Annotated in this window: 21 protein-coding genes; 14 read left to right on the top strand and 7 right to left on the bottom strand. The window is 53.6% G+C overall.

What is annotated here, in order from left to right:
- Positions 1 to 50: 50 nt before the first annotated feature.
- Complete coding sequence (locus UM181_02660) at positions 51 to 998, bottom strand: aspartate carbamoyltransferase catalytic subunit (GenBank protein WQC63532.1); 948 nt, start codon at positions 996 to 998, stop codon at positions 51 to 53.
- Positions 999 to 1147: 149 nt separating this feature from the next.
- Here UM181_02660 and UM181_02655 point away from each other — a divergent pair, with 149 nt between their 5' ends.
- From UM181_02655 to UM181_02640, 4 genes are all read left to right on the top strand, one after another.
- On the top strand, positions 1148 to 1936 hold the full coding sequence (locus tag UM181_02655) for a uracil-DNA glycosylase (GenBank protein WQC63531.1): 789 nt from the start codon (positions 1148 to 1150) through the stop codon (positions 1934 to 1936).
- Positions 1933 to 2475, top strand: a complete 543-nt coding sequence (gene moaB, locus UM181_02650; GenBank protein WQC63530.1) for a molybdenum cofactor biosynthesis protein B — start codon at positions 1933 to 1935, stop codon at positions 2473 to 2475. The genes UM181_02655 and moaB overlap by 4 nt, the downstream gene beginning before the upstream one ends.
- Before the next feature lie 211 nt (positions 2476 to 2686).
- Complete coding sequence (locus UM181_02645; GenBank protein WQC63529.1) at positions 2687 to 4144, top strand: efflux transporter periplasmic adaptor subunit; 1458 nt, start codon at positions 2687 to 2689, stop codon at positions 4142 to 4144.
- Between the two features lie 2 nt (positions 4145 to 4146).
- A complete protein-coding gene (locus tag UM181_02640) occupies positions 4147 to 7539 on the top strand; it encodes an efflux RND transporter permease subunit (protein ID WQC63528.1) in 3393 nt (1130 codons plus the stop codon).
- 4 nt (positions 7540 to 7543) lie between these two features.
- Here UM181_02640 and UM181_02635 read toward each other — a convergent pair whose 3' ends face one another.
- Positions 7544 to 8353, bottom strand: coding sequence for a protein-disulfide reductase DsbD family protein (locus tag UM181_02635; protein ID WQC63527.1), 810 nt, complete (start codon positions 8351 to 8353; stop codon positions 7544 to 7546).
- A gap of 145 nt (positions 8354 to 8498) precedes the next feature.
- Here UM181_02635 and UM181_02630 point away from each other — a divergent pair, with 145 nt between their 5' ends.
- On the top strand, positions 8499 to 9071 hold the full coding sequence (locus tag UM181_02630) for a YqgE/AlgH family protein (GenBank protein WQC63526.1): 573 nt from the start codon (positions 8499 to 8501) through the stop codon (positions 9069 to 9071).
- Positions 9072 to 9080: 9 nt separating this feature from the next.
- Here the strand turns inward: UM181_02630 and UM181_02625 are convergent, their stop codons facing one another.
- Positions 9081 to 10037, bottom strand: coding sequence for an L-threonylcarbamoyladenylate synthase (locus UM181_02625; protein WQC63525.1), 957 nt, complete (start codon positions 10035 to 10037; stop codon positions 9081 to 9083).
- Positions 10038 to 10150: 113 nt separating this feature from the next.
- Between UM181_02625 and UM181_02620 the strand changes: the two genes are divergently transcribed.
- The 3 genes from UM181_02620 to UM181_02610 all read left to right on the top strand — a co-directional run bounded on the left by UM181_02620 (position 10151) and on the right by UM181_02610 (position 13158).
- Positions 10151 to 11869, top strand: coding sequence for an acyl-CoA dehydrogenase (locus tag UM181_02620; GenBank protein ID WQC63524.1), 1719 nt, complete (start codon positions 10151 to 10153; stop codon positions 11867 to 11869).
- Positions 11870 to 11928: 59 nt separating this feature from the next.
- Positions 11929 to 12921: an MBL fold metallo-hydrolase gene (locus tag UM181_02615; GenBank protein WQC64683.1), complete on the top strand. Its 993-nt coding sequence runs from the start codon at positions 11929 to 11931 to the stop codon at positions 12919 to 12921.
- 102 nt (positions 12922 to 13023) lie between these two features.
- The gene (locus tag UM181_02610; protein ID WQC63523.1) at positions 13024 to 13158 is read left to right on the top strand and encodes an aa3-type cytochrome c oxidase subunit IV; all 135 of its coding nucleotides are present in this window, start codon (positions 13024 to 13026) and stop codon (positions 13156 to 13158) included.
- A gap of 77 nt (positions 13159 to 13235) precedes the next feature.
- Here UM181_02610 and UM181_02605 read toward each other — a convergent pair whose 3' ends face one another.
- Together UM181_02605 and UM181_02600 are read right to left on the bottom strand one after the other, a co-directional pair.
- A complete protein-coding gene (locus UM181_02605; protein ID WQC63522.1) occupies positions 13236 to 13562 on the bottom strand; it encodes an AzlD domain-containing protein in 327 nt (108 codons plus the stop codon).
- Positions 13559 to 14269, bottom strand: coding sequence for an AzlC family ABC transporter permease (locus UM181_02600; protein ID WQC63521.1), 711 nt, complete (start codon positions 14267 to 14269; stop codon positions 13559 to 13561). Before UM181_02600 ends, UM181_02605 begins: the two co-directional genes overlap by 4 nt.
- 59 nt (positions 14270 to 14328) lie before the next feature.
- Here UM181_02600 and UM181_02595 point away from each other — a divergent pair, with 59 nt between their 5' ends.
- From UM181_02595 to glp, 5 genes are read left to right on the top strand one after another with little or no spacing between them, the layout of a single operon-like run.
- Positions 14329 to 15219, top strand: a complete 891-nt coding sequence (locus tag UM181_02595; protein ID WQC63520.1) for a formate dehydrogenase accessory sulfurtransferase FdhD — start codon at positions 14329 to 14331, stop codon at positions 15217 to 15219.
- Positions 15216 to 15833, top strand: a complete 618-nt coding sequence (mobA, locus tag UM181_02590) for a molybdenum cofactor guanylyltransferase MobA (protein WQC63519.1) — start codon at positions 15216 to 15218, stop codon at positions 15831 to 15833. The genes UM181_02595 and mobA overlap by 4 nt, the downstream gene beginning before the upstream one ends.
- On the top strand, positions 15833 to 16324 hold the full coding sequence (mobB, locus tag UM181_02585; GenBank protein ID WQC63518.1) for a molybdopterin-guanine dinucleotide biosynthesis protein B: 492 nt from the start codon (positions 15833 to 15835) through the stop codon (positions 16322 to 16324). The genes mobA and mobB overlap by 1 nt, the downstream gene beginning before the upstream one ends.
- Positions 16321 to 17229, top strand: coding sequence for a molybdopterin guanine dinucleotide synthesis (locus tag UM181_02580; protein WQC63517.1), 909 nt, complete (start codon positions 16321 to 16323; stop codon positions 17227 to 17229). Before mobB ends, UM181_02580 begins: the two co-directional genes overlap by 4 nt.
- Entirely contained in the window at positions 17223 to 18482 is a 1260-nt protein-coding gene (gene glp / locus UM181_02575; GenBank protein ID WQC63516.1) for a gephyrin-like molybdotransferase Glp, read from the top strand. The genes UM181_02580 and glp overlap by 7 nt, the downstream gene beginning before the upstream one ends.
- Before the next feature lie 44 nt (positions 18483 to 18526).
- On the opposite strand, the gene UM181_02570 is transcribed toward glp, so the two are convergent.
- Positions 18527 to 19543 carry a hypothetical protein gene (locus tag UM181_02570; protein WQC63515.1) on the bottom strand — a complete coding sequence of 339 codons (1017 nt, stop codon included), beginning with the start codon at positions 19541 to 19543 and terminating at the stop codon, positions 18527 to 18529.
- A gap of 42 nt (positions 19544 to 19585) precedes the next feature.
- A complete protein-coding gene (gene greA / locus UM181_02565) occupies positions 19586 to 20056 on the bottom strand; it encodes a transcription elongation factor GreA (GenBank protein WQC63514.1) in 471 nt (156 codons plus the stop codon).
- Positions 20057 to 20325: 269 nt separating this feature from the next.
- On the opposite strand from greA, the gene UM181_02560 reads away from it, so the two are divergent.
- Entirely contained in the window at positions 20326 to 21978 is a 1653-nt protein-coding gene (locus UM181_02560; GenBank protein WQC63513.1) for an electron transfer flavoprotein-ubiquinone oxidoreductase, read from the top strand.
- Positions 21979 to 22024 lie beyond the last annotated feature (46 nt).

The following is a 22024-nucleotide window of genomic DNA, read 5'->3' as shown; positions in this document are numbered from 1 at the left end:
TGTTGCCGTTCAATGCGCGCCTTGGTGTCAGGACGCGGCCTTTAAAAACATCAGTCATGGCGCTCTTTCATCACGCGCTGATTGCGCGCCAAAAGATCCATTGTAGCCATGCGCACGGCCACTCCCATTTCCACTTGCTCTTGGATCACCGAGCGATTGATATCATCGGCAATTTCGCCGTCAATTTCGACGCCGCGATTCATCGGTCCGGGATGCATTACAATCGCGTCAGGTTTGGCCGCGCGCAGCTTTGCCTCATCCAAACCATAGCGGTGATAATATTCACGTTCCGAGGGGATAAACCCGCCATCCATGCGTTCGCGTTGCAAGCGCAGCATCATCACAACATCTACGTCTTTTAAACCTTCTTGCATATCTTCAAAGATCTCGCAGCCAAAGGCATCGATTCCGGAGGGCATCAGCGTTGGCGGCGCAATCAATCGAATGCGGTTTTCCATTTTCCCCAATAGAATTATGTTTGAACGGGCGACGCGGGAATGCGCAATATCACCGCAAATTGCGATGCTTAAACGGTGCAAGCGGCCCTTCGCCCGCTGGATTGTCAAAGCATCTAGCAGCGCTTGGGTTGGGTGTTCATGGCGTCCATCACCGGCGTTTAACACGCTGCAATTCACCTTTTGGGCCAGGAGATCAACCGCACCTGAATGCGGGTGACGCACCACCAAAAGATCGGGATGCATCGCGTTCAACGTCATCGCCGTATCAATCAGTGTTTCGCCCTTTTTGATCGAGCTGGCCTGCATGGACATGTTCATCACATCGGCGCCCAATCTTTTTCCAGCCAGTTCAAAAGAGGCTTGCGTGCGGGTGGAGTTCTCAAAAAACATATTCACTTGCGTGCGTCCGGCCAACACATCTGAATGTTTGTTTGGCCGACGGTTGAGATCCACATAACTGTCTGAAAGATCCAGAATCTCGCGAATAGCCTCTGGTGCAAGGGGCTCAATTCCCAACAGATGCCTATGCTTGAACGCCATTGCACAACCCCGCTTAGTTCAGGCCTCATACTCAGAGCGGCGCCATCGCACAAGGCTTGGTGTGAAAATTCTTCAATTCGCCTGCCTTGATGGACTGCGCGATCCGCACTGGCTTTTCCTCGCGCGGGGAACCGGCTAGCATAGGCTTTATGGAATCGCAGTTAGACTGGCATAATGCACGCGCCTTACTTGAGTGGCAGGTTGACCTTGGCGCCACTGAGGCCATCCAAGAGCAGCCCGTAGATCGCTTTGCATTGGATCCGGCGCCTGTCAAAGCGCCGAAAATTATGCCAAGCGTTGCGAAACCGCCCGCTGCGCCACAAGTGCCAGCCATTGACTCGGTTGCGGTTGCGCGGGGGCTGGCAGAGCAATCGCAGACTTTGGAGGAGTTGGCCGCCGCGATTGGTGGGTTTGAGCTTTGTGATTTGCGAAAAGGCGCGCGAAATCTTGTTTTTGGTGAGGGCCAAACCGGATGTGATGTGATGATTATAGGGGATGTTCCTGGACGCGAAGACGATCTACACGGAAAGCCTTTTTTGGGGCCATCGGGGCAGCTATTAGATAAAATGCTTGGGGCGATAGGCCTATCGCGGCCATCGGCGGCAACGCCATCTAACGTTTACCTTGCGCCATTTTTGCCTTGGCGACCGCCGCAAAGCCGGCGCCCCAGCCCTGCCGAGATAGCGATGATGGCACCGTTTATGCGCCAGCACATCGTTTTGGCAGCTCCGAAAACTTTGGTTTTGATGGGGGGGATTGCTTGCGATGCGCTTTTGGGTAAATCCAACCTCACCGATCTGCGCGGACAATGGTTTGAGTTCGAGGGTATTCCGCTGCTTCCCATGCTGTCTCCTGGATATTTACTGCGCATGCCATCGGCGAAAAAATCAGCGTGGAAAGATCTTTTGACGCTTAAAAAGAGGTTGGAACTGGAATGAGCCGAATTGATAACACCGCAACGTTTATCCCTGTGCGCATCGCAGTGTTGACAGTTTCAGATAGCCGCAGCCTTGAAACAGATAAATCCGGCCAAACCTTGGTGGATCGGCTGCGCGAGGCCGGCCATCATTTGGCAGATCGCATGATCCTTTGCGATGAGCGCGATCAAATCGCAGCGCAGCTGCGCGCTTGGATCGCGCGCGAGGATGTGGATGTGGTGATTTCAACCGGTGGAACAGGGTTAACCGGCCGAGACGTGACGGTTGAGGCGCATAAAGATGTGTATGAAAAAGAAATTCAGGCTTTTGGCACCGTGTTCACGATGATCAGTATGCAAAAGATTGGCACATCGGCTGTGCAAAGCCGCGCAACAGCAGGCGTGTCGGGCGGAACCTATTTATTTGCTCTGCCGGGAAGCCCCGGCGCTTGCCGCGATGCGTGGGATGAAATTTTGGCAAAGCAGCTCGATTTTCGACATCGCCCCTGCAATTTCGTTGAAATTATGCCAAGGCTTGATGAACATTTGCGCCGTAAATAGCAAAAGCTCATACTGCCAAATTTGAGACGTGTGCTTTGTTAAGCTCGGACATGCCCTGCAGGGTGAGAAATTGGCTTCAAAAATGACCGCCACAATTGATTTGCGTAAGACGAAAAACGAGACCCAGCATGATTGGTTATGTTTTTAGGCCTTGGCGCGGCGGAATGTCACCCTATTTAACAGATAACTTCTTGAAAGCTGTGGAACCACGATGCGATTTTTTCGAAAAAGTTTGATTGGCCTTTTGTTGTTATCCATTAGCCTTGGGTTGATCGCCTATGCGGGGCAGATGGTGTCTACGGCGCTGGATGAGCGCATGTCAAAACCGGCGCGCAAGGCCAAGCAGCGCGAGCGCGTTTTTGCTGTGAACGTGGTCGCGGCCGAAGCGAAAACCGAAACGCCTATGTTAAGCGCGTTTGGTGAAATTCAAAGCCGCCGTACTTTGGATCTTCGGCTGGGTACGGCTGGGCAAGTTGCCTATGTATCGGATAATTTCGTTGAGGGCGGTCAGGTGCAGGCGGGCGAGCTATTGCTGCGGCTGGATGAAGCGAATGCCCGCTCTGAATTGGCGCGGGCTGAGGCCGATTTGCAGGATGCGCGGATTGAAGCGGATCAGGCGCTTAGGGCATTGGGTTTGGTGCAAGATGAACTGACTGCGGCCGTTGATCAGGCCGATCTACGCCGTCGCGCTTTTGAGCGTCAGGCCGATCTGAAACAGCGCGGCGTGGGCACTGCATCTGCCGTTGAATCGGCCGAAATTGCCAGTTCATCAGCGGGTCAAGCGGTGTTAAGCCGCCGCAGCGCGCTGGATCAAGCCGAGTTGCGCCGCGACCAAGCCACCACACGGCTTGCGCGGGCCCAATTGATGCTGGAAGACGCTCAAAGGCGTTTGCAAGATACCAGTTTATTCGCCGAGTTTCCCGGTACATTGAGTGGGATTCGCCTTGTGCAAGGTGGGTTGGTCAGCCCGAATGAAAAATTGGGTAGTTTAATTGATCCCGGCCGGCTCGAAGTGGCGTTTCGCATCTCGACCGCGCAATATGCGCGCTTGATTGATGATGCTGGGCGCTTGCTGGCCGCGCCGGTTTTGGTTTCTTTAAGCAGCTCTGGGGGTGATCTTACGTCAAAAGCCGTGTTGAGCCGCGATAGCGGGTCGGTGGGTGATGGGCTAACCGGTCGTGTGGTGTTTGCCACGCTCTCCGATCCGCGCGGTTTGAAACCCGGCGATTTTGTGACCATTGAAGTGGAAGAGCCAGAATTGCCCTATGTGATTAGGTTACCTGCCTCTGCGGTGGATGCGGCCGGGCGCGTTCTTGTTTTGGAAGAGGATGACCGTCTTGACTCGCTTGAAGTGCGGGTGCTGCGCCGTCAGGGCGATGATGTTCTTGTCCGTTCCCGGGCTTTATCCGGGCGCGAGGTTGTTGCACAGCGCAGCCCGGTTCTGGGCGCAGGTATCAAAGTTAAGCCCCTGCGCGCCGCCGATGGTACGCAAATAGAAGAGCCAGCCTTGGTTGAGTTAACCTCTGACCGACGGGCCAAACTTATGGCCTATATTGAGGGCAATGGTTATATCCCGGCCGATGCCAAGAAGCGCATTTTAACCCAATTACAGCAAGAAAAAGTACCCGCGCAGGTGGTTGAGCGGATTGAAAGCAGGATGGGAGGCTAAAGATGGTGCGCGATCTTCCCAAAGCCGCGGGGGGCATTCTGTCCTATTTCACGCGGCATAAAACTGCTGCGAATCTTTTATTAGTGATTTTGATCGTGGCTGGCTTGGTCAGCATGCCGCGGATGCGATCGCAATTTTTTCCCGATGTCATCGTTGACAACATTGCTGTGGATGTCAGGTGGCAAGGCGCTGGTGCCGAAGATGTTGACGATGGGATTGTGCAGATTTTAGAGCCTGCACTTTTGTCGATTGAAGGCGTGACCGAGGCCAGCAGCCTGTCACGCGAAGGGCGCGCCAGCATCAGTTTGGAATTTGAACCCGGTTGGGACATGGCGCGCGCCTCGGGCGATGTTGAAACCGTTTTAGACCAAATCAATACATTGCCCGAAGAAGCGGATGATCCGAAGGTTCGCCGCGGCTCATGGCGCGATCGCGTTACCGATTTAATCATTTCTGGCCCTTTAGAGATCGATCAATTGGCGTTGTTTGCCGATGAGTTGGTGTTGCGTTTATTTGCCGAAGGCGTCACGCGCACAACCATCCGTGGGATCGCGGCACCGCAAACGATGATTGAAGTGCCCTCGATCAATTTGATCGCCTTTGATGTTACAATGGCGCAGATCGCCGCGGCGGTTGCAGGGGAGGTCAATGCCGATCCGGCTGGCGATGTAGCCGGCGCGAATGCGCGTGTGCGCACCGGCGTTGAGAAGCGCACAGCCGCCGATATTGGAAATGTCGTTTTACGGGTAAATCCGGATGGGTCAAAACTTGTGATCGGCGATGTTGCAGAGGTGCGGGTGGAAGGCACCGATCGCGAGCTTGGGTATTTTGTTGGCTCAAATCAGGCGATTTCAATCCGCGTTGACCGGTCTGAAAAAGGCGATGCAATCGATATTCAAGAGACGGTTCAAAGAATATCGGACCGGCTGGCGTTAACCCTGCCAGAAGGGGCGCAGATCGAACTTATCAGAGCGCGTGCAGATTACATATCTGGACGTTTGAAAATTCTTCTGGAAAACGGGCTAAGCGGTCTTGGTTTGGTTTTGATCCTGTTGTTTTTGTTTTTGAATGCGCGCACCGCCTTTTGGGTGGCGGCCGGCATTCCTACCGCGATGCTGGCCGCTTTGGCGATGATGTATGCTGCGGGGATCACGATTAATATGATTTCGCTGTTTGCGCTGATCATCACGCTTGGCATCGTTGTGGATGATGCGATCGTGGTTGGCGAACATGCGGATCAACAGGCCCGTAAAGGCTTGGGCGCCGTGGCCGCGGCAGAAACCGCAGCTCGCCGCATGGCCTTGCCGGTCTTTGCCGCAACCACCACCACGATTATTGCGTTTTTTGGGCTGGTTGTGGTGGGAGGCCGGTTTGGAGACCTGATCGCTGATATACCCTTTACGGTCGCGGTCGTGCTCGCAGCCTCGTTCGTCGAGTGTTTTTTGATCTTACCCAACCATATGGCGCATTCCTTAAAGCATGGCGATAAGCAACATTGGTATGACCTGCCCAGCCGAGTTGTGAATAAGGGGTTTGAATGGGTGCGCGAACACCTGTTTCGCCGGCTCATGGCTTTGGTTTTAAAGGCGCGATATGCTATTCTGGCGGGCGCGGTTGTGTTGCTGGCCTCGCAGATTACTCTGTTTCTTTCAGGCGAGGTAAAATGGCGGTTTTTCAATGCGCCAGAGCGCTCTTCGGTCAGTGGTAATTTTTCGATGGTATCGTCGGCATCGCGCGAAGATTCTTTGGCCATGATGCGCGAGATGCAGCGCGCTACGGAGGAGCTTGGGCGCGAATATGAAGAGCGCCACGGGCTTAACCCTCTGGCCTATGTTGTGTCGCAAATCGGCGCCAATTCGGGCTATCCGCTCGCCAGCGCGGATACCAAAACGCCGGATCAGCTTGGGGGCATTTCAATCGAGTTGATCGATCCTGACTTGCGCTCTTATTCAAGCTTTGCCTTCGTGGGCGAGCTTCAGGATAAGGTGCGCCAGCATCCTTTGGTGGAAGAGGTGTCGTTTCGCGGGTGGCGCTCTGGTCCCGGGGGGGATGCGCTGGATGTTCAGTTTTACGGAGCGGATGCGGACACATTAAAATCAGCCGCTGAAGATTTGAAAACCGCGCTGCTGCGGTTTCCGGCGGTCTCTGCTGTCGAGGATGATTTGTCCTACGATAAAGAAGAGCTGATTTTGGAACTGACACCGCAGGGGCAAGCGTTGGGCTTTACCATTGATGGCCTCGGGCAAGTGATGCGCGGGCGGCTCAATGGGATTGAGGCGGCAAGTTATCCGATGGGTCCACGCAGCGCCACGATACGCGTCGAGCTGCCCGAAAACGAGCTTACCGCAGATTTTATCGAACGCATGCAATTGCGTGCAAGCAGCGGCGCTTATGTGCCTTTGGCGGATATTGTCAGCGTGGTGCGCCGATCGGGCTTTTCAACGGTTCGCCGTGAAAACGGCATTCGCTTGGTGTCGGTGACGGGGGATATTTCAGAAGACAACCCTGCCGATGCACAGGACGTTATGAGCAGCTTAGAGGCAGAGATTTTGCCAGAGATTGCCGGCTTGCGCCAAGTGGAATGGCGCCTGTCGGGCTTGGCCGAGCAAGAAGAACAGTTTTTAAATGATGCGCGTACCGGGTTGATCCTTTGCCTTACGGGGATCTACCTTGTCTTGACCTGGATATTTTCCAGCTGGACACGGCCGATCGTGGTGATGTCGATCATTCCGTTCGGGTTGGTTGGTACGATTTATGGGCATTATGTTTGGGATGTGCCGCTCTCGATGTTCAGCGTGGTTGGCCTGCTTGGTATGACGGGTATTATTATTAATGATTCCATCGTTTTAATAACCTCAATCGATGAATATGCAAAAGACCGCGGGCTTATTCCTTCCGTGATTGATGGGGCTGCAGACCGGCTGCGGCCGGTTATGTTGACAACATTGACCACGGTATTGGGTCTGTCGCCGCTGCTGTATGAGCGATCTTCACAAGCGCAGTTTCTGAAGCCCACGGTGATTACATTGGTCTACGGGCTTGGCTTTGGTATGGTATTGGTTTTGCTGGTTGTGCCAGCTTTGATCGTTGTTCAGCATGATGTCAAACGGCATTTTGGATCGCTTTGGCGCGGTATCTCAGGGCGCGCTTTGGGTTTGAAGCGGGCCTTGCAAGGCCTAACTGCGCTGATTGTGGTTTGGTTTGGGCTCACGATGGGGGCCACCTTTCAGGGGCAAAAATTACCTGCGTTTATCCCCGACACCCCCCAATTTCTGTATGAATTGCCACCAATGTTGGGGGCCTTGCTGCTGTTTTTATGCGGAACCATTTTGTTGATCACGGTCGCGTTTTTCGCCAGCTATCTGCGCGGCAACCGGCGACGAAGCTCGGTTTAGCCGGTTATCCGGGTTGCGCGGTGCAATCGCCAAGATCTGCAGCGCCCAGGCTGCCGATCACCGTGATCTGGATTTTTTGTCGGCTAATGCTGAGGGGCGCAGCGCCGGTGTCATCTGTCAGATAGCCCAAGGCGTGCAGCATAGGGCCGTCTCGCCGCGTTGGTTCCATTATTATCCAATGATTTTGCCGCTTATATTCTATAATCAGCGTTTCATGCGCACCCAATGAGGGGATCGCGGCGCCGATGGTGATCAAAATTGCGTCTTCATGGGGTGTGAAGGTGCAGTCTAAATTTTGCAGATTTGACTGAGCACGCGGGACCGGCTGATGTTCCAATGCAAGCAGGGTTTCCGGATCAGCGCTTTGCTGCAACGGGTCCAGCTGTTGGCTAAAGGACAAGAAGATTGGCACGCAAATATCTAGGCAAATGCCCAGTTGTGCAGAAAGCTCAAGTTTAATCGGTTGCGCGGCGTCAATAGGTGTTAATTTGATCGGCAAGACAAGGTGTTCTAAATAGCCAATGGTCTTCATATTATCTGAGCCAAAGACAATTGGCGCGGGCCAGATCGTTTCGGCTTTTTGAAGGTTTGTCGATCCGTTGTATTCAATTTTGGGCGGGTATCCGTATTCGCCGGGGGCCCGCCAATAGGTTTTCCAGCCTTTGCTGAGCGTTAAATCTAAAGCGGTGTAATAGCTGCCATCATTGGCCAGCCAGCCTGGGCGCAACGTCGCATCGCGCAACCCCTCTGCCTGTGCGGGGGCAATCGAGGCAAAACACAATATAGCGGTCAAAACCTGAGACGCTCTTGCCAAGTGTACATATCGTTTTAGGTATTTCATACGATGTGCATGAAGGAAAAAATCGAATTTGCCAAGTCACGTTACGGCGAGCTATTATGGTGCAGCAAGTTGACGGGGTGTTTTGCGCGTTGCGGCAAAAGCGGGAAAACTGGGTTAAATGGTGAGTGTTACACAAACTTTGGATTTAACGGGCAAATTGCTTATCGCCATGCCAGGGATGGGGGATAAGCGATTTGACAATTGCGTGATCTACCTGTGTTCATATTCTGCGCAGGGCACGATGGGCTTGATATTGAATCAGCCAATGGCGCAAGCCTCTTTTGGCGGCCTATGCAAGCAGCTTTCAATTGAGAACAGCGCGCAGCGGGATATTCCGGTGCTTTGTGGTGGGCCAGTAGAGGCCAATCGTGGCTTCGTGCTGCATTCGCGGGATTATCACTCGGCCGAATCGACCCAGCATCTGGGCGCGCAATTGGCCTTAACCTCTACGCGGGATGTGATTGAGGCTTTGGCTCAGGAAACAGCCCCAAACCAGGCCAGTTTGTTCATGGGATATGCAGGATGGGGTGCCGGCCAACTTGATGCGGAAATAGCTCGCAATTCTTGGCTTTTGGCCGATGCGGATGAAGATAAAATCCTGCAGGAAGAGCATGGCAAGATGTGGCATGCGGCGCTTGACTCGATCGGCATTGATGCGCGGCTTTTATCCACTCAAGGCGGGCGCGCATAGCCAAGCGCATTAACGCGGCGCGGCGGCTCTTTCCAAACGATCATTAATCGCTTGTCCCAAACCGATATTGGGAATTGGCGAGACGGCGATGGTTGTTGCGGGGCCTGCGTCTAAAAGATGCAAGCAATGAAACAGATTGCAGGCCGCTTCGGTTAAGTTTCTGCCAGTGGATAAATTCAAGTCGCAGTCAACATCGCCGAACCCAAGCCGCTTTTCATCGAAAGTCCAATCCGTTGCGTTCAGGCGCAGGCGCGCCTTTGGTGCATAATGAGAGGCCAATTGTCCCGGCGCCGATATAAGCCCCGGCGTTTGATGGGTTTCTAAAGCTGCGCCCAAATGCTGCTCAATGTCTTCGCGCGCCAGTCCGCCAGGGCGCAGCAATCGCAGCTTTGATCCTGCATCCTCAATCCCAACAATTGTGCTTTCCAAACCAACATTGCAGGGCCCCGCATCCAAAACTGCGGAAACCATGTTCCCCAACCCTTCAATCACATGCGCGGCGCGGGTGGGGCTGATCTGTCCCGAAGGGTTGGCAGAGGGGGCCGCAATGGCTCCGTCAAACTGTTTTAGCAAACGCTGTGCCACGGGATGGGCCGGCACACGAATGGCTACCGTTGCGGCGCCCGCTGTGACCAAAGAAGAAAGAGAGGCGGCCTCAAGGCGCGGCAAAACCAGTGTCAACGGCCCCGGCCAAAAAGCCTGCGCAAGATTTTCAGCTTGCGCATTCCACTCGGCATAGCGTTTGGCGGTAGCGAGATCGCTGACATGCACGATTAAGGGGTTAAAGCTGGGCCGGCCCTTGGCTTCGAAAATATTGGCAACTGCATGCGTGTTGCTGGCATCAGCGCCCAAGCCATAAACCGTTTCGGTGGGAAATGCCACAAGTGCGCCCGCGCGCAGCCTTTGGCTGGCGCGCGCGATGGCCGAGGGTGTGACCGGCAGTAATTCGGTTTGCATGGATTTCATACTATGACGCCGCGTTTTCCCAAACGGTGGCTTCCTCCGCTCTGGCATTTAGGTTTTAAAATGCCCATAAAGCGAAATGCTCTATATGCCAAGCCTGCAATAAAGGAGAGATCATGCCCTATCGTGCCCCGCTCAAAGAATACCAGTTTTTACTTGATCACGTGGTAGATTATGCGCAGATCGCTGGCACGGATCGGTTCTGCGAGGCCTCAAGCGATGTGGTTGAGGCGGTGCTGAGCGAGGCGGGCCGCTTATGCGAAGAGGTTCTTGACCCGCTGCAGCGCAACGGCGACACAGATCCAGCGCGGCTGGAAAATGGTATCGTGCGCACATCACACGGCTTTGCAGAAGGCTATCGAGCGATCGCAAATGGCGGCTGGGTATCTACATCTGCTAGCCCGGAATATGGCGGAATGGGGCTGCCCCTCACGGTGACCACAGCGGTGAATGAAATGATGGCCGGCGCTTGTTTGGCCTTGCAGCTCAATCCGCTCATGACGCAGGGTCAGATCGAGGCGCTTGAACATCATGCCAGCGCGCAGATTAAAGCGCTTTATCTGCCCAAATTGATTTCAGGCGAATGGTGTGGAACGATGAATTTAACCGAGCCGCAAGCCGGGTCGGATGTGGGGGCCTTGCGCAGCCAAGCCAAAGACAATGGCGATGGGACCTATGCAGTCACCGGGCAGAAAATTTATATTTCTTGGGGGGATAATGATTTTTCTGAAAACGTGTGCCATTTGGTTTTGGCGCGCTTACCTGATGGGCCCAGCGGCACCAAAGGGATTTCATTATTCCTCGTGCCCAAGCTCATTCCGGATGCGGCTGGGCAGCCCGGAGTGGCCAATAGCCTTAAAGTGATCAGTTTGGAACATAAAATGGGCTTGCATGGCAGCCCCACCGCGGTGATGCAATATGAGGGTGCACGGGGGTGGTTGATCGGGAAACCGCATGATGGCATGCGCGCCATGTTCACGATGATGAACAATGCCCGTTTGGGCGTTGGCGGGCAAGGCATCGGCGCTGCTGAGGGGGCCTATCAAAAAGCGCTATCCTACGCTAAGGAGCGCCGTCAGGGGCGCAGCATGCTGGAAAACGGCAGCGGCACGATTGTTGATCATGCCGATGTGCGCAGAATGCTTTTGACCATGCGCAGTGATATTTTTGCAGCCAGAGCGATTGCACTGGCCAATGCGGTTGCCCTTGATATGGCCGGCGCGAGCGATGATCCCGCTTGGGCGGCGCGCGCGGCTTTGTTGACTCCGATTTCAAAGGCCTTTGGCACGGATACCGGCGTTAACGTCGCGGATCTTGGTGTGCAAGTGCATGGGGGAATGGGATTTATCGAAGAAACCGGGGCTGCTCAATTCAGCCGTGATGTACGGGTGACCGCGATTTACGAGGGCACGAATGGCATTCAGTCCATGGATCTTGTGGCGCGAAAAATGATGGATGGCGGCAGGGCCGCTTATGCGCTTTTGGATGAAATCGCGGCGCATGCTGCCTTGGCTAACGCGCAGTTGCCGGATTTGGCGGAGCCGCTGGCCACTGCCTGCGAAGCGCTGCGCAGTAGCGTTGATTGGCTGATCGAGCAATCCGATTTAAATGATCGTTTTGCGGGCTCGGTCTCCTTCTTGAAAGCGTTTGCCCGCGTTTTGGGGGGGCATTATCACCTGAAAGCTGCCTTGGTTACGCCAGATCAAGGGTCCAATTGCAAATTGGCGCGGTTTTACATGAACGCGTTGCTGGGGGAATATATTGGCCTTTTGCAGCAAGCGCGGCAAGGCGCTGCAGATCTTTATGCGTTAAGTTTTGAAGAGCTGACGGCGTGATGGCCAACCCTTTGCCTGCGATTGTAACGCCTTGGGCGGAACCGCCTGGTTTGGGAGACATGTTGGAAGTGGCACCGCGGGTGTTTTGGGCGCGGATGCCGCTGCCGATGACATTGGATCACGTGAATGTTTACGCGATAGATGATGCCGAGGGCTGGACGATCATCGACACGGGCATCAGCTCAACAAAATCGCGAGATATATGGAAAAGCTTATTGGCAGGTCCGATGGGCTCAAAACCAATAAGGCGGGTGATTGTAACGCATCATCACCCAGATCATGTGGGCCTTGCCGGATGGTTTCAAACGGAATTTGGGGCCGACTTATGGATGACGCGCACGGCGTGGTTGATGGCGCGAATGCTGCGGCTTGATCCTCAGGAACGGCCCCCGCGCGAAACATTGCGCTTCTGGCAACGGGCGGGGATGCCGCAGGATATGTTAAACAGACGGGCAGCTGAACGCCCGTTTAACTTTTGCGATATGGTGTATCCGATGCCTTTGGGGTTCCAGCGCCTTCACGCTGGGGCTGAGATACAGGCCGGCGGGCGGTGCTGGCGCGTTCATATCGGCCATGGTCACGCACCCGAGCACGCCACCCTTTGGAGCCAAGATGACGGTTTGATTCTGGCGGGAGATCAAATTATTTCGTCGATCAGCTCGAATTTGGGTGTTTATGCCACAGAGCCAGAGGTAGATACGGTGGGCGATTGGCTCGAGAGCTGCCAGCGCTTTAAAGAAATCGCCCGCGCAGATCATTTGGTATTGTCGGGTCATAAACTGCCCTTCACCGGTTTGCCGACGCGGTTGCAGCAATTGATCGATAATCATCATTCGGCCTTAAACCGTTTACAGGCTTATCTTATTACGCCAGCCAGCGCGCATGAGGTGTTAACGCCCTTGTTCAAGCGCGCGATAAAAACATCTGAATATGGCTTGGCCCTGGGAGAAGCGGTTGGGCATCTAAACCATCTTTACCAGCTGGGAAAAATTACCCGCCACCTTGGGCCGGATGGAGCCTATAGATTTCAAACGCGTGAGAAGAGTGGCTGAAACTTGGCTGCGACATTGCTACGCTTCTGCTGCGTGCGAAGAAGGGATGACACTGGCCTGTGAATCGTTTAAGCGGTACATAAATCGGGAAAGGGAAACGCAATGTCTGATCATGAACACGGCAGTATGGATACCAGCGAGCAAGAGAAAACCTTTGAAGGTTTTCTAAGCTTCTCAACCAAAACAGCAATTTTTTGTATTTTGGCCATTGTTTTTGTGGCTTTGGTGAACGGCTGAACCAGTTAAACGCTGAACGCTGACATTGGACAAGACAAACCCGTAAAGCGACAGGCGCAGTGTTAACAGCCGGTGTTCTACCCCAAAAAGGATAGAATATAGAGTACAAAAATGCCTGCTAACATCGAGGCCAAGACTTTCTTGGTATAATATGCCACTGCAAAAGTTGCCCCGGCTGCCAAAAGCCGCACGGGATCAATCCCTTCGCTTGAGGCAGGGGATATGAAAAGCATCGGTGCCACCAAGGCGGGCATGATGGCAACCGCGGTGTAACGCAGATGCCGCATCAACCAATCGGGCAATCTGCGATCCCCAATCAAACCAAGAAATAGAAATCGCAGCGCAAAGCTGCCAAGGCCCAGCAAGATAATGACCGTCCAGATCTGAGCGCTGCTTAAAATCATGGCTGATCGGCTCTCGCAAGCAGATGACGTTCGGTTGCAGCCCCCATACTCATTCCAACAAAACCTGCCATAATAAGCCCTAAATTGAAGGGTACGTCGCTAAAAAGCACAGCGGCGATCGTGGCAGAGAGCGCGGCAGAAATATGCGCCGCGCTGCGCAATAACGGGGCAAAAAGCGCAATGAATGTTAAGGGAATTGCAAAATCTAGCGGTAATTCGGAAGGAAAAGATTTCCCCAAAAATGCTCCGGCAAAGGTTGAAATATACCAGGTTGGGATAACGGGTGCAGCCGCACCCAAGAAAAAGCGCATGCGCGCCTGCAAAGTCATTTGGGGTTCGGTCTCAAATTGCTGAAGGCTCAACGCATAGCTTTGATCTAACGTGCTATAGGCCGCTAAAATGCGCTGTTTTAACGGTGCTTTGCCAAGATAGGGGGTGAGCGAGGCAGAATACATCATCATCCGCAGATTCACTGCCAAGGCCGAAAGCACAACGATAAGCGTTGGGCTGCCATCCAGCATCAATTGAAGCGCGGTCAATTGTGCAGAGCCTGCCATAACGAAAACGCTAAAGCTTAACGCTTCGATTACGCTGAGTCCGGCATTGCTGGCGATCGTACCAAACACCAAGCCGAAAGGCCCGACGATGAAAATGAATGGCAGGGCTTGCTTAAGACCCAATTGGAAATAATTTTTTGCATGGGCCATGGACTTGCGCCGGATGTAAGGTCAACGTAGATATTGGACTTACCGCTTAACAGGCAGGGTTGCAATTGAGCGTCACGAAATCACAATCAGAGTATTTAATCGCCCCGCAGCAGGGCGGTAGCGGGCTCACCCGCGTGGTACGGGGCATTGATCATTTGGGAGCAGAGCAATCGCTTGAGGTTGTGGAAGAGCGGCCCTTAACCATCTTTTTGAATGCTCAGGAAATCGTGACGGCGATGACCATCGGCGATTATCCGCATTATTTGGCGTTGGGTTTTCTGCGCAATCAAGGCATGCTTTTGGCCGATGATACGGTCACTGACATCGCCTATGATGAGGATTTGGAAACTGTTGTAATACGCACTGCAAGGACCACGAATTATGAAGAAAAGTTGCGCAAGAAAACGCGTACCAGCGGCTGCGCGGTGGGCACTGTTTTTGGCGATATGATGGAAACGCTGCAGGGGATTGAGCTGGCTAGCTCAACTTTGCACACGTCGTGGCTTTATACGTTAAGCGCGAAAATAAACCGTACGCCCTCACTTTATCTATCGGCGGGCGCGATCCATGGCACTGTTTTATGCCATCAAGATAGACCGCTGGTGTATATGGAAGATGTGGGGCGTCATAATGCGGTGGATAAAATCGCCGGCTGGATGCTAAGCGAGTCGGTGAAAGCGGATGATAAAATCTTATACACAACAGGGCGTTTGACGTCTGAGATGGTGATCAAAACAGCCTCGATGGGCATTCCCGTTTTGGCATCGCGATCTGGCTTTACGGCCTGGGGGGTTGAGCTTGCGCAGCAAGTTGGCTTAACGCTGATCGGGCGTTTGCGCGGCAAGCGATTTATATGTTTGTCTGGCACCGAGCGGTTGATTTGGGACGCAGATCCAGAACAGGTTCAAGAAGAGCCTCAAGCGGCCAAGCGCAAAGGCGGGCGATCATGACCCAAGCGGTTGGAGTGATTTTGGCCGGTGGGCAAGCCCGGCGCATGGGAGGGGGCGATAAAGGCCGTTTGCTGCTTGAAAAGAAAAGTCTGTTTCAGCATGTGATCAACCGCCTTGCTCCGCAAGTAGACCGTATCGTCTTGAATGCAAATGGGAATCCAGACCGGTTTAAGGATCTGGCGCTGCCGGTTATCACGGATAATTTTGGCGATCATGCGGGGCCTTTGGCCGGGGTTTTGGCCGGGCTGGATTGGGCCCACCAGCAGGGCGCGGATCATATCGTTACGGTGGCTGCCGATACGCCGTTTTTTCCAAAAAGGTTGGTTGACGCCTTGTTTCATGCCAGCCAGGGGCAAAAGCATAAGCTGGTTTTGGCCGCCTCGCAACATGGCCAAGACAAACCTCAGCGCCATCCCACTTTTGGGCTATGGCCCGTAGCTTTAGCGGAGGATTTGCGCAAAGAATTACGTGAGGGATTGCGAAAAGTTGTGCGCTGGAGCGATCAGCATGAAGGTCGCATAGCGCTTTTTTCTGCCATGCCATTTGATCCGTTTTTCAACATCAATACGCCGCAAGATTTGCAAAAAGCGGCTGATTTTATGCAGTATAGCTAATGCGGGTTTATGGAATCACCGGGTGGAAAAATTCGGGCAAAACAGGGCTGATGGAGCGCTTGGTCGAGGAATATTGCTACCGTGGTTTGACCGTCTCAACCATCAAACATGCCCATCACAGTTTTGACGTGGATCAACCGGGGCGCGACAGCTATCGCCATCGCGCGGCCGGCGCGCAGCAAGTCCTTTTAACATCCCGTAATCGCTATGTTTTGATGCATGAGTTGCGCGGGGCGGATGAACCCAGCTTAGACGAGCTATTGAGCAAGTTGGCGCCGGTTGATCTGGTTCTGATTGAAGGGTTCAAGGGCGCTGCGCATCCCAAAATAGAGGCGGTGCGCGCAGCAACAAACCAGCCGCTGCTGGCGCCACAAAACCCAATGATCAAAGCCGTTGCCAGCGATACGCCTTTATCGTTACAGCGGCCGGTTTTTGATCTGAACGACACTGCGGGGATTGCGGATTTTATTTTGGCGGAGGTGGGATTGTGAGCTTTGATACGGTGATTGCTGTGGATTGGTCGGCGCGCTCTTCCTTATCGCCGCGGCGCCCTGTTGCAGATGCAATCTTTATATGTTGCAAACATCGCGCAGAGCCGCCCGAGCATCCCCTGTATTTTCGTGGGCGCGCCTCGGCTCTGGCTTATCTTTATGATCTGTTGGAGCGGGCGTTAAGCCGGGCTGCGCGCGTTTTGATAGGGTTTGATTTTGGCTTTGGATATCCGCGTGGGTTTGCAAAAGCCCTGACCGGCTCTGACAGTGCATTGGCGGTTTGGAACTGGTTGGCTGAACGGATTGAGGATCGCCCTGATAATTCAAATAATCGATTTCAGGTGGCTGCGGAAATCAACAATAAGTTCCCAGGTATAGGGCCGTTTTGGGGCGCGCCTGCGGGGCAAACTTACGCCGGTCTTCCGCATCGCGGCAGCCTGCGGGTTGGGCATGGCTTGCCTGATTTGCGCCTTACAGAGCAAGCCTCGGGCAGCGCGCAAAGCGCGTGGAAATTGTTCACCACCGGTGCGGTCGGATCACAAACGTTGCTGGGGGTAAGCCATTTGGCAGGCTTGCGGCATTGGCTTGGCAAACGCGGGAGCGTTTGGCCTTTTGAAGCGCAGGCAAAGCAAGCCGCAGCCTCCGTTACATTGACGGAAATTTATCCCTCGCTGCTCTCTATCCCCTCGGCTGAAAGTTTCACCGTCGCATTTCCCGATGAACCCTATCATGTGCTGGATGCCCGGCAAGTATGGGCAGCTTGTAACTTTATGAGCAGCGTAACCGATAGGCCCCAAAATGCGGCCTCCGCCCTGTCCGAAATGGTCGCGGATGTGCCAAAGTCGGTTCTCAAAGAAGAGGGCTGGATTTTTGGCCTTTCGGCGCAGGGGGCGATAGGATGCTAAGCCCTCCGCCCTTGCGCAACGATTGTTTTGCCTTGCCAGAGGGTATTGATTGGATGCCTGTCCCGCTTGCCTTGGAGCGGTTGAAAGACCGGATGCAATGCTGTGTTAAGGTTCATACCCTACCCGTCGATCAAGCGCTTGGGGCGTTTCTGGCGCAGGAGGTCAGCGCTCCAAATGCCCATCCACCACAGGCGAATGCGGCGGTGGATGGGTTTGGCTTTGATGGTCGACTGAGCCAAGAGGCTGGCGCGTTGCACCTGCCTTTGGCCCAAGGCCGCGCCGCTGCAGGGCACCCGTTTGACGGCAAGCTGCCCTATGGCGAGGCCCTGCGGGTGTTGACTGGGGCGCCACTGCCCGCTGGCGTCGACACTGTTATCCTGCAAGAAGATGTGAGCAGTGATGGCGAAAAACTTGCCTTTAACGGCCCTTTGAAACGCGGCGCCAATACGCGCAATGCAGGAGAAGACGTGACGCAAGGCACGAAGCTTTTCAGCGCTGGGCACCGTCTCGAAGTAGGTGATCTGGCCCTTTTGGCATCGGTCGGGGTGGGGCAGGTGCACGTGTTTCAGCGCTTGAAAATCGGCATTCTGTCCACCGGGGATGAGCTGCAAGAGATCGGGCAGCCGCTTGCGCATGGTCAAATATTTGACGCCAATCGACCGATGTTATTGGCGTTGATCGACCGGCTTGGCTATCAAGCGATCGATCTAGGGCGCGCCTCAGACGATCGCGATCACTTGCGCGCTGTTTTGAACGCGGCAGCCCAAAGCTGCGATGTCATGCTCAGCACGGGCGGCGCGTCAGATGGGGATGAAGATCATATTTCGGCGCTGTTAAATGAGGCAGATAGTCTGGCTATTTGGCGCGTTGCGGTAAAGCCAGGCCGGCCCATAGCAATGGGGGTTTGGAACGCGATGCCAGTTTTCGGTCTGCCGGGCAATCCGGTTGCGGCTTTGGTCTGTGCCTTGATTTTTGCTTCACCCGCGCTGCGGGTGCTTGCCGGGGGGGGCTGGGTGTCACCGCAGTCTTTCCTAGTGCCGGCCGGGTTTCGCAAAACCAAAAAACCGGGCCGAGTTGAATATCTTCGGGCCCGAATCGAAGCGGGGCGGGTTGTTATATTCCCATCCGAAGGCTCGGGGCGCGTAAGCGGTTTGAGTTGGGCGCAGGGTTTGGTCGAACTTGGCGCGGGCGCACAAGAGATTAACGCGGGCGACCCCGTGCAATATATTCCGTTTTCGAGCTTTGGCGCCTAACGCGGTTTCCGATATGTTTCAAAAAGGCAGAGCGAGCGGCAGGGTTATTCAAAGGTTCCTGTGACGCTGCCCAACACCATAAACGCCCGCGCTGTGCGCGTTTGCGCGAATGCAGCCAGCTCGTCTTCGCGGGCTTGCCGCTCAAACTCCATAAATGATTTGTCAAAGATACGCAAAAAATGATGGGCGGCATCGCGAAAAATCAGATCTTCGCGCATGCGCTTTTGCGTCAGCTCTAACACCGATTCCTCTTGAATGGTTGCCAAGCCCGAAAGCGCTGGGCCGCGGGCACCTTGGGAAAACAGCCGCCAATCTTTTGTGGAACTGGGCTTGGGCGTTAAATCATCCATGTAAATGCCATCTTGACTGAGCAAGGTTAAAACATCCTCGGCGGCACGAATAAGCTGGCGCGTTGTGTGATCTCGCATGGCTTTTCTTAACGCGGTGAAGCCAAGCTTATCGGTTTCATTTTGTGGAAAATTCAACGCGCGAATGTAATCAGCCTGGGGCAAAGGAGATGGATCATTTTGCTCGGCTTTGTTGAGAGGCAGCATCGCTTGATCTTGATCGGATTTGGGGGGCTGCGATGCAGTCACCGGCACTGGGCGCGGGTCTTGCGCGCTATCGGCTGTCGCAGCCGCGTGGCGGCTGAGCTGCTCAACCGTCTCCAGCAAAGCTTGAATGCGCGTGTGTAAGAGCTCATGCGCCAAGTTGGATTGCTGAACCTGCTCTGAGAGCGCAGAAATCTGCTGACGCATAACAGCGGTGTGTTCTTCGCCCTCCCGCGTTGGTATCACAGCCTTATCCGCAATCGGGCGCGCAATATGTTTCTGCAGATCTCCTAAAAGATCCAAGACGTAAACAAAGCCCACAACGTTTAACCCGATAAGCGCAGCGAGGCTGAGCGCGAGTCCGAAACTGATATCAGCTTCATTCTTATTTCCCCACCAAAGCGCAAAGGCACAGAAAACGGGCAGAGCGAGGCCCAGTATAATGAGCAATCGCCGCCCTTTGCTCAGCTTCGATTGAAGCCCGTTCAGATCTTTTGGATCACGTGGCATGCGTTATGATCTCTTGAAAAAAGGTAACTGTCGTCGTGTCGCTTAAATGAATTTAACGTCGATCACTTCGTAAGATTTTCCACCGCCGGGTGTTTTTACATCGACGCTGTCGCCTTCTTCTTTGCCGATTAAGGCCCGTGCGATGGGAGATTTGATATTCAGCAGACCATTCTCGATGCTGGCTTCATGTTCGCCTACAATTTGCCAAGTATGTTCTTCATCTGTGTCTTCATCGATCAAAGTGACGGTGGCCCCAAACTTAATCGTGCCAGACATTTTGCTTGGGTCCAAAACCTCGGTCAAAGATAAAATACCCTCAAGCTCTTTGATCCGGCCTTCGATAAAGCTTTGTTTTTCCCGCGCAGAATGGTACTCGGCGTTTTCGGACAGATCTCCGTGTTCGCGCGCCTCTGCGATGGCTTTCACGATGGCATGTCGCTCAACCGATTTTAGCTGCTTCAATTCCGCCTCAAGCGCATCATAGCCCGCCCGGGTCATAGGTATCTTTTCCATAATCTTCTTCATCGCTTTTTTAGGTGCCGGATCGCATTGGCATTTATTCGCTGGCATGTGACCAAAGCCGCTCAGGAAATGCAAGCAAAACTATACGATACGGCGTGTTATCGCCTGAGAAATCTTTCTTATTAGGCAGTTCTTTCCAATGTTTTAACGGAAAGAACCGGTGCATAATGAATAATCACTCAAAGCGCATTGACGGCGGGCTTTTGCGCGGGTTAATCGTTTGGGTAACAATATTTCAAGGCCTGTAGCTGGAGAAGCAGATGAGCGAAATCGAACGCGAAACAATGGATTATGATGTTGTGATTGTCGGTGCCGGGCCGGCAGGTTTATCGGCCGCAATCCGCTTGAAACAACTGGACAGTGAGCTTGACGTTGTTGTGCTTGAAAAAGGCTCTGAGGTTGGCGCACATATTTTATCAGGGGCCGTTTTAGATCCTAGCGGGTTGGCCCGTTTATTTCCAGATTGGAAGGCCAGAAATGCGCCTCTGACAGTGCCGGTAAAAGAAGATAATTTTTACGTTTTGGGCGAAGCGGGTCAAATTCGTTTGCCCAATGCGCTTATGCCGCCACTGATGAACAATCATGGGAATTATATTGTTTCTATGGGGAATGTCTGTCGTTGGATGGCTGAGCAAGCAGAGGCGCTTGGCGTAGAGATATTTCCAGGCATGGCCTGTTCAGAGTTGGTCTATGGCGCACGGGGTGAGTTGCGCGGCGTGGTTGCCGGTGAATTTGGTAAATCGGGCGATGGCTCGATCTCTGAGGCTTATGAGCCGGGTATGGAGCTGTTGGGCAAGTATGTTTTCTTATCCGAAGGGGTGCGTGGATCGCTTTCAAAGCAGGTGATTGAAAAATACGATTTGGCAGCGGGCTGCGATGTGCCCAAATTTGGCCTGGGCATGAAAGAAATTTGGGAAGTGGATCCCGAGCGCCATAATGAAGGCGAAGTCACGCATAGTTTGGGTTGGCCCTTGGGATTTAAAAACTCAGGCGGGTCCTTCATTTATCATCTCGATAACAATCAAGTTTATGTGGGCTATATTGTCGATCTGAATTACAAAAACCCCTATCTTTCACCTTATATGGAATTCCAGCGCTTTAAGCATCATCCCAAAATTGCAAAATTGTTAAAAGGCGGCAAACGCATTGCTTACGGAGCTCGGGCCGTTACAAAAGGCGGTGCGCAATCTCTTCCCAAAGTCGCGTTTCCAGGTGGGGTGTTGTTGGGATGTTCTGCAGGGCTGGTGAATTTACCGCGTATCAAGGGCAACCATAACGCGATGCATTCCGGGATTGAGGCCGCCGAAGCGGCCGCGGCGGCTATGAAAGCAGGGCGCTCAGGGGATCAACTTGACGCTTATGATCATAGCTTGCGGACGGGCGTGGTTGGCAAAGATCTGAAGAAAGTGCGCAATGTTGCGCCCCTTAATGCTCGTTTTGGTCCTTTGGGCGGCCTGTCTCTTGGCGGTTTTGACATGTGGTGGCAAACCGTTTTTGGGTTTTCTTTATTCGGCACCCTGTCGCATGGCAAAACGGATGCACAAGCCACCGAGCCCGCAGCGCAGCATGCCGAAATCACCTATCCAAAGCCGGATGGCAAGCTCAGTTTTGATCGGCTGACCAATGTGGCGTTTTCGATGACCAACCATGAGGAAAGCCAACCGGCGCATTTGCAACTTTCGAATCCGGATCTACCGATTTCGGTGAATTTGCCGAAATTTGCGGAACCTGCGCAAAGGTATTGCCCCGCAGGCGTCTATGAGGTGGTGCAGGAAGAGGCGAAAGATCCCCGGTTTGTGATTAATTTTCAAAACTGTGTGCATTGCAAAACCTGCGATATAAAAGATCCAAGCCAGAATATAACTTGGGTCACGCCGCAGGGGGGTGATGGGCCCAACTATCCCAATATGTAAGTTCAGCGCGCGCCCTTCTTGAGAATATCAACCAACGCCTTACATT

The organism is Alphaproteobacteria bacterium US3C007 (assembly GCA_034423775.1).
Taxonomy (GTDB): domain Bacteria; phylum Pseudomonadota; class Alphaproteobacteria; order Rhodobacterales; family Rhodobacteraceae; genus Thalassovivens; species Thalassovivens spotae.
Note: the sequence above shows the minus strand (reverse complement) of the source record. Positions and strands in the feature narration are given on the sequence as shown.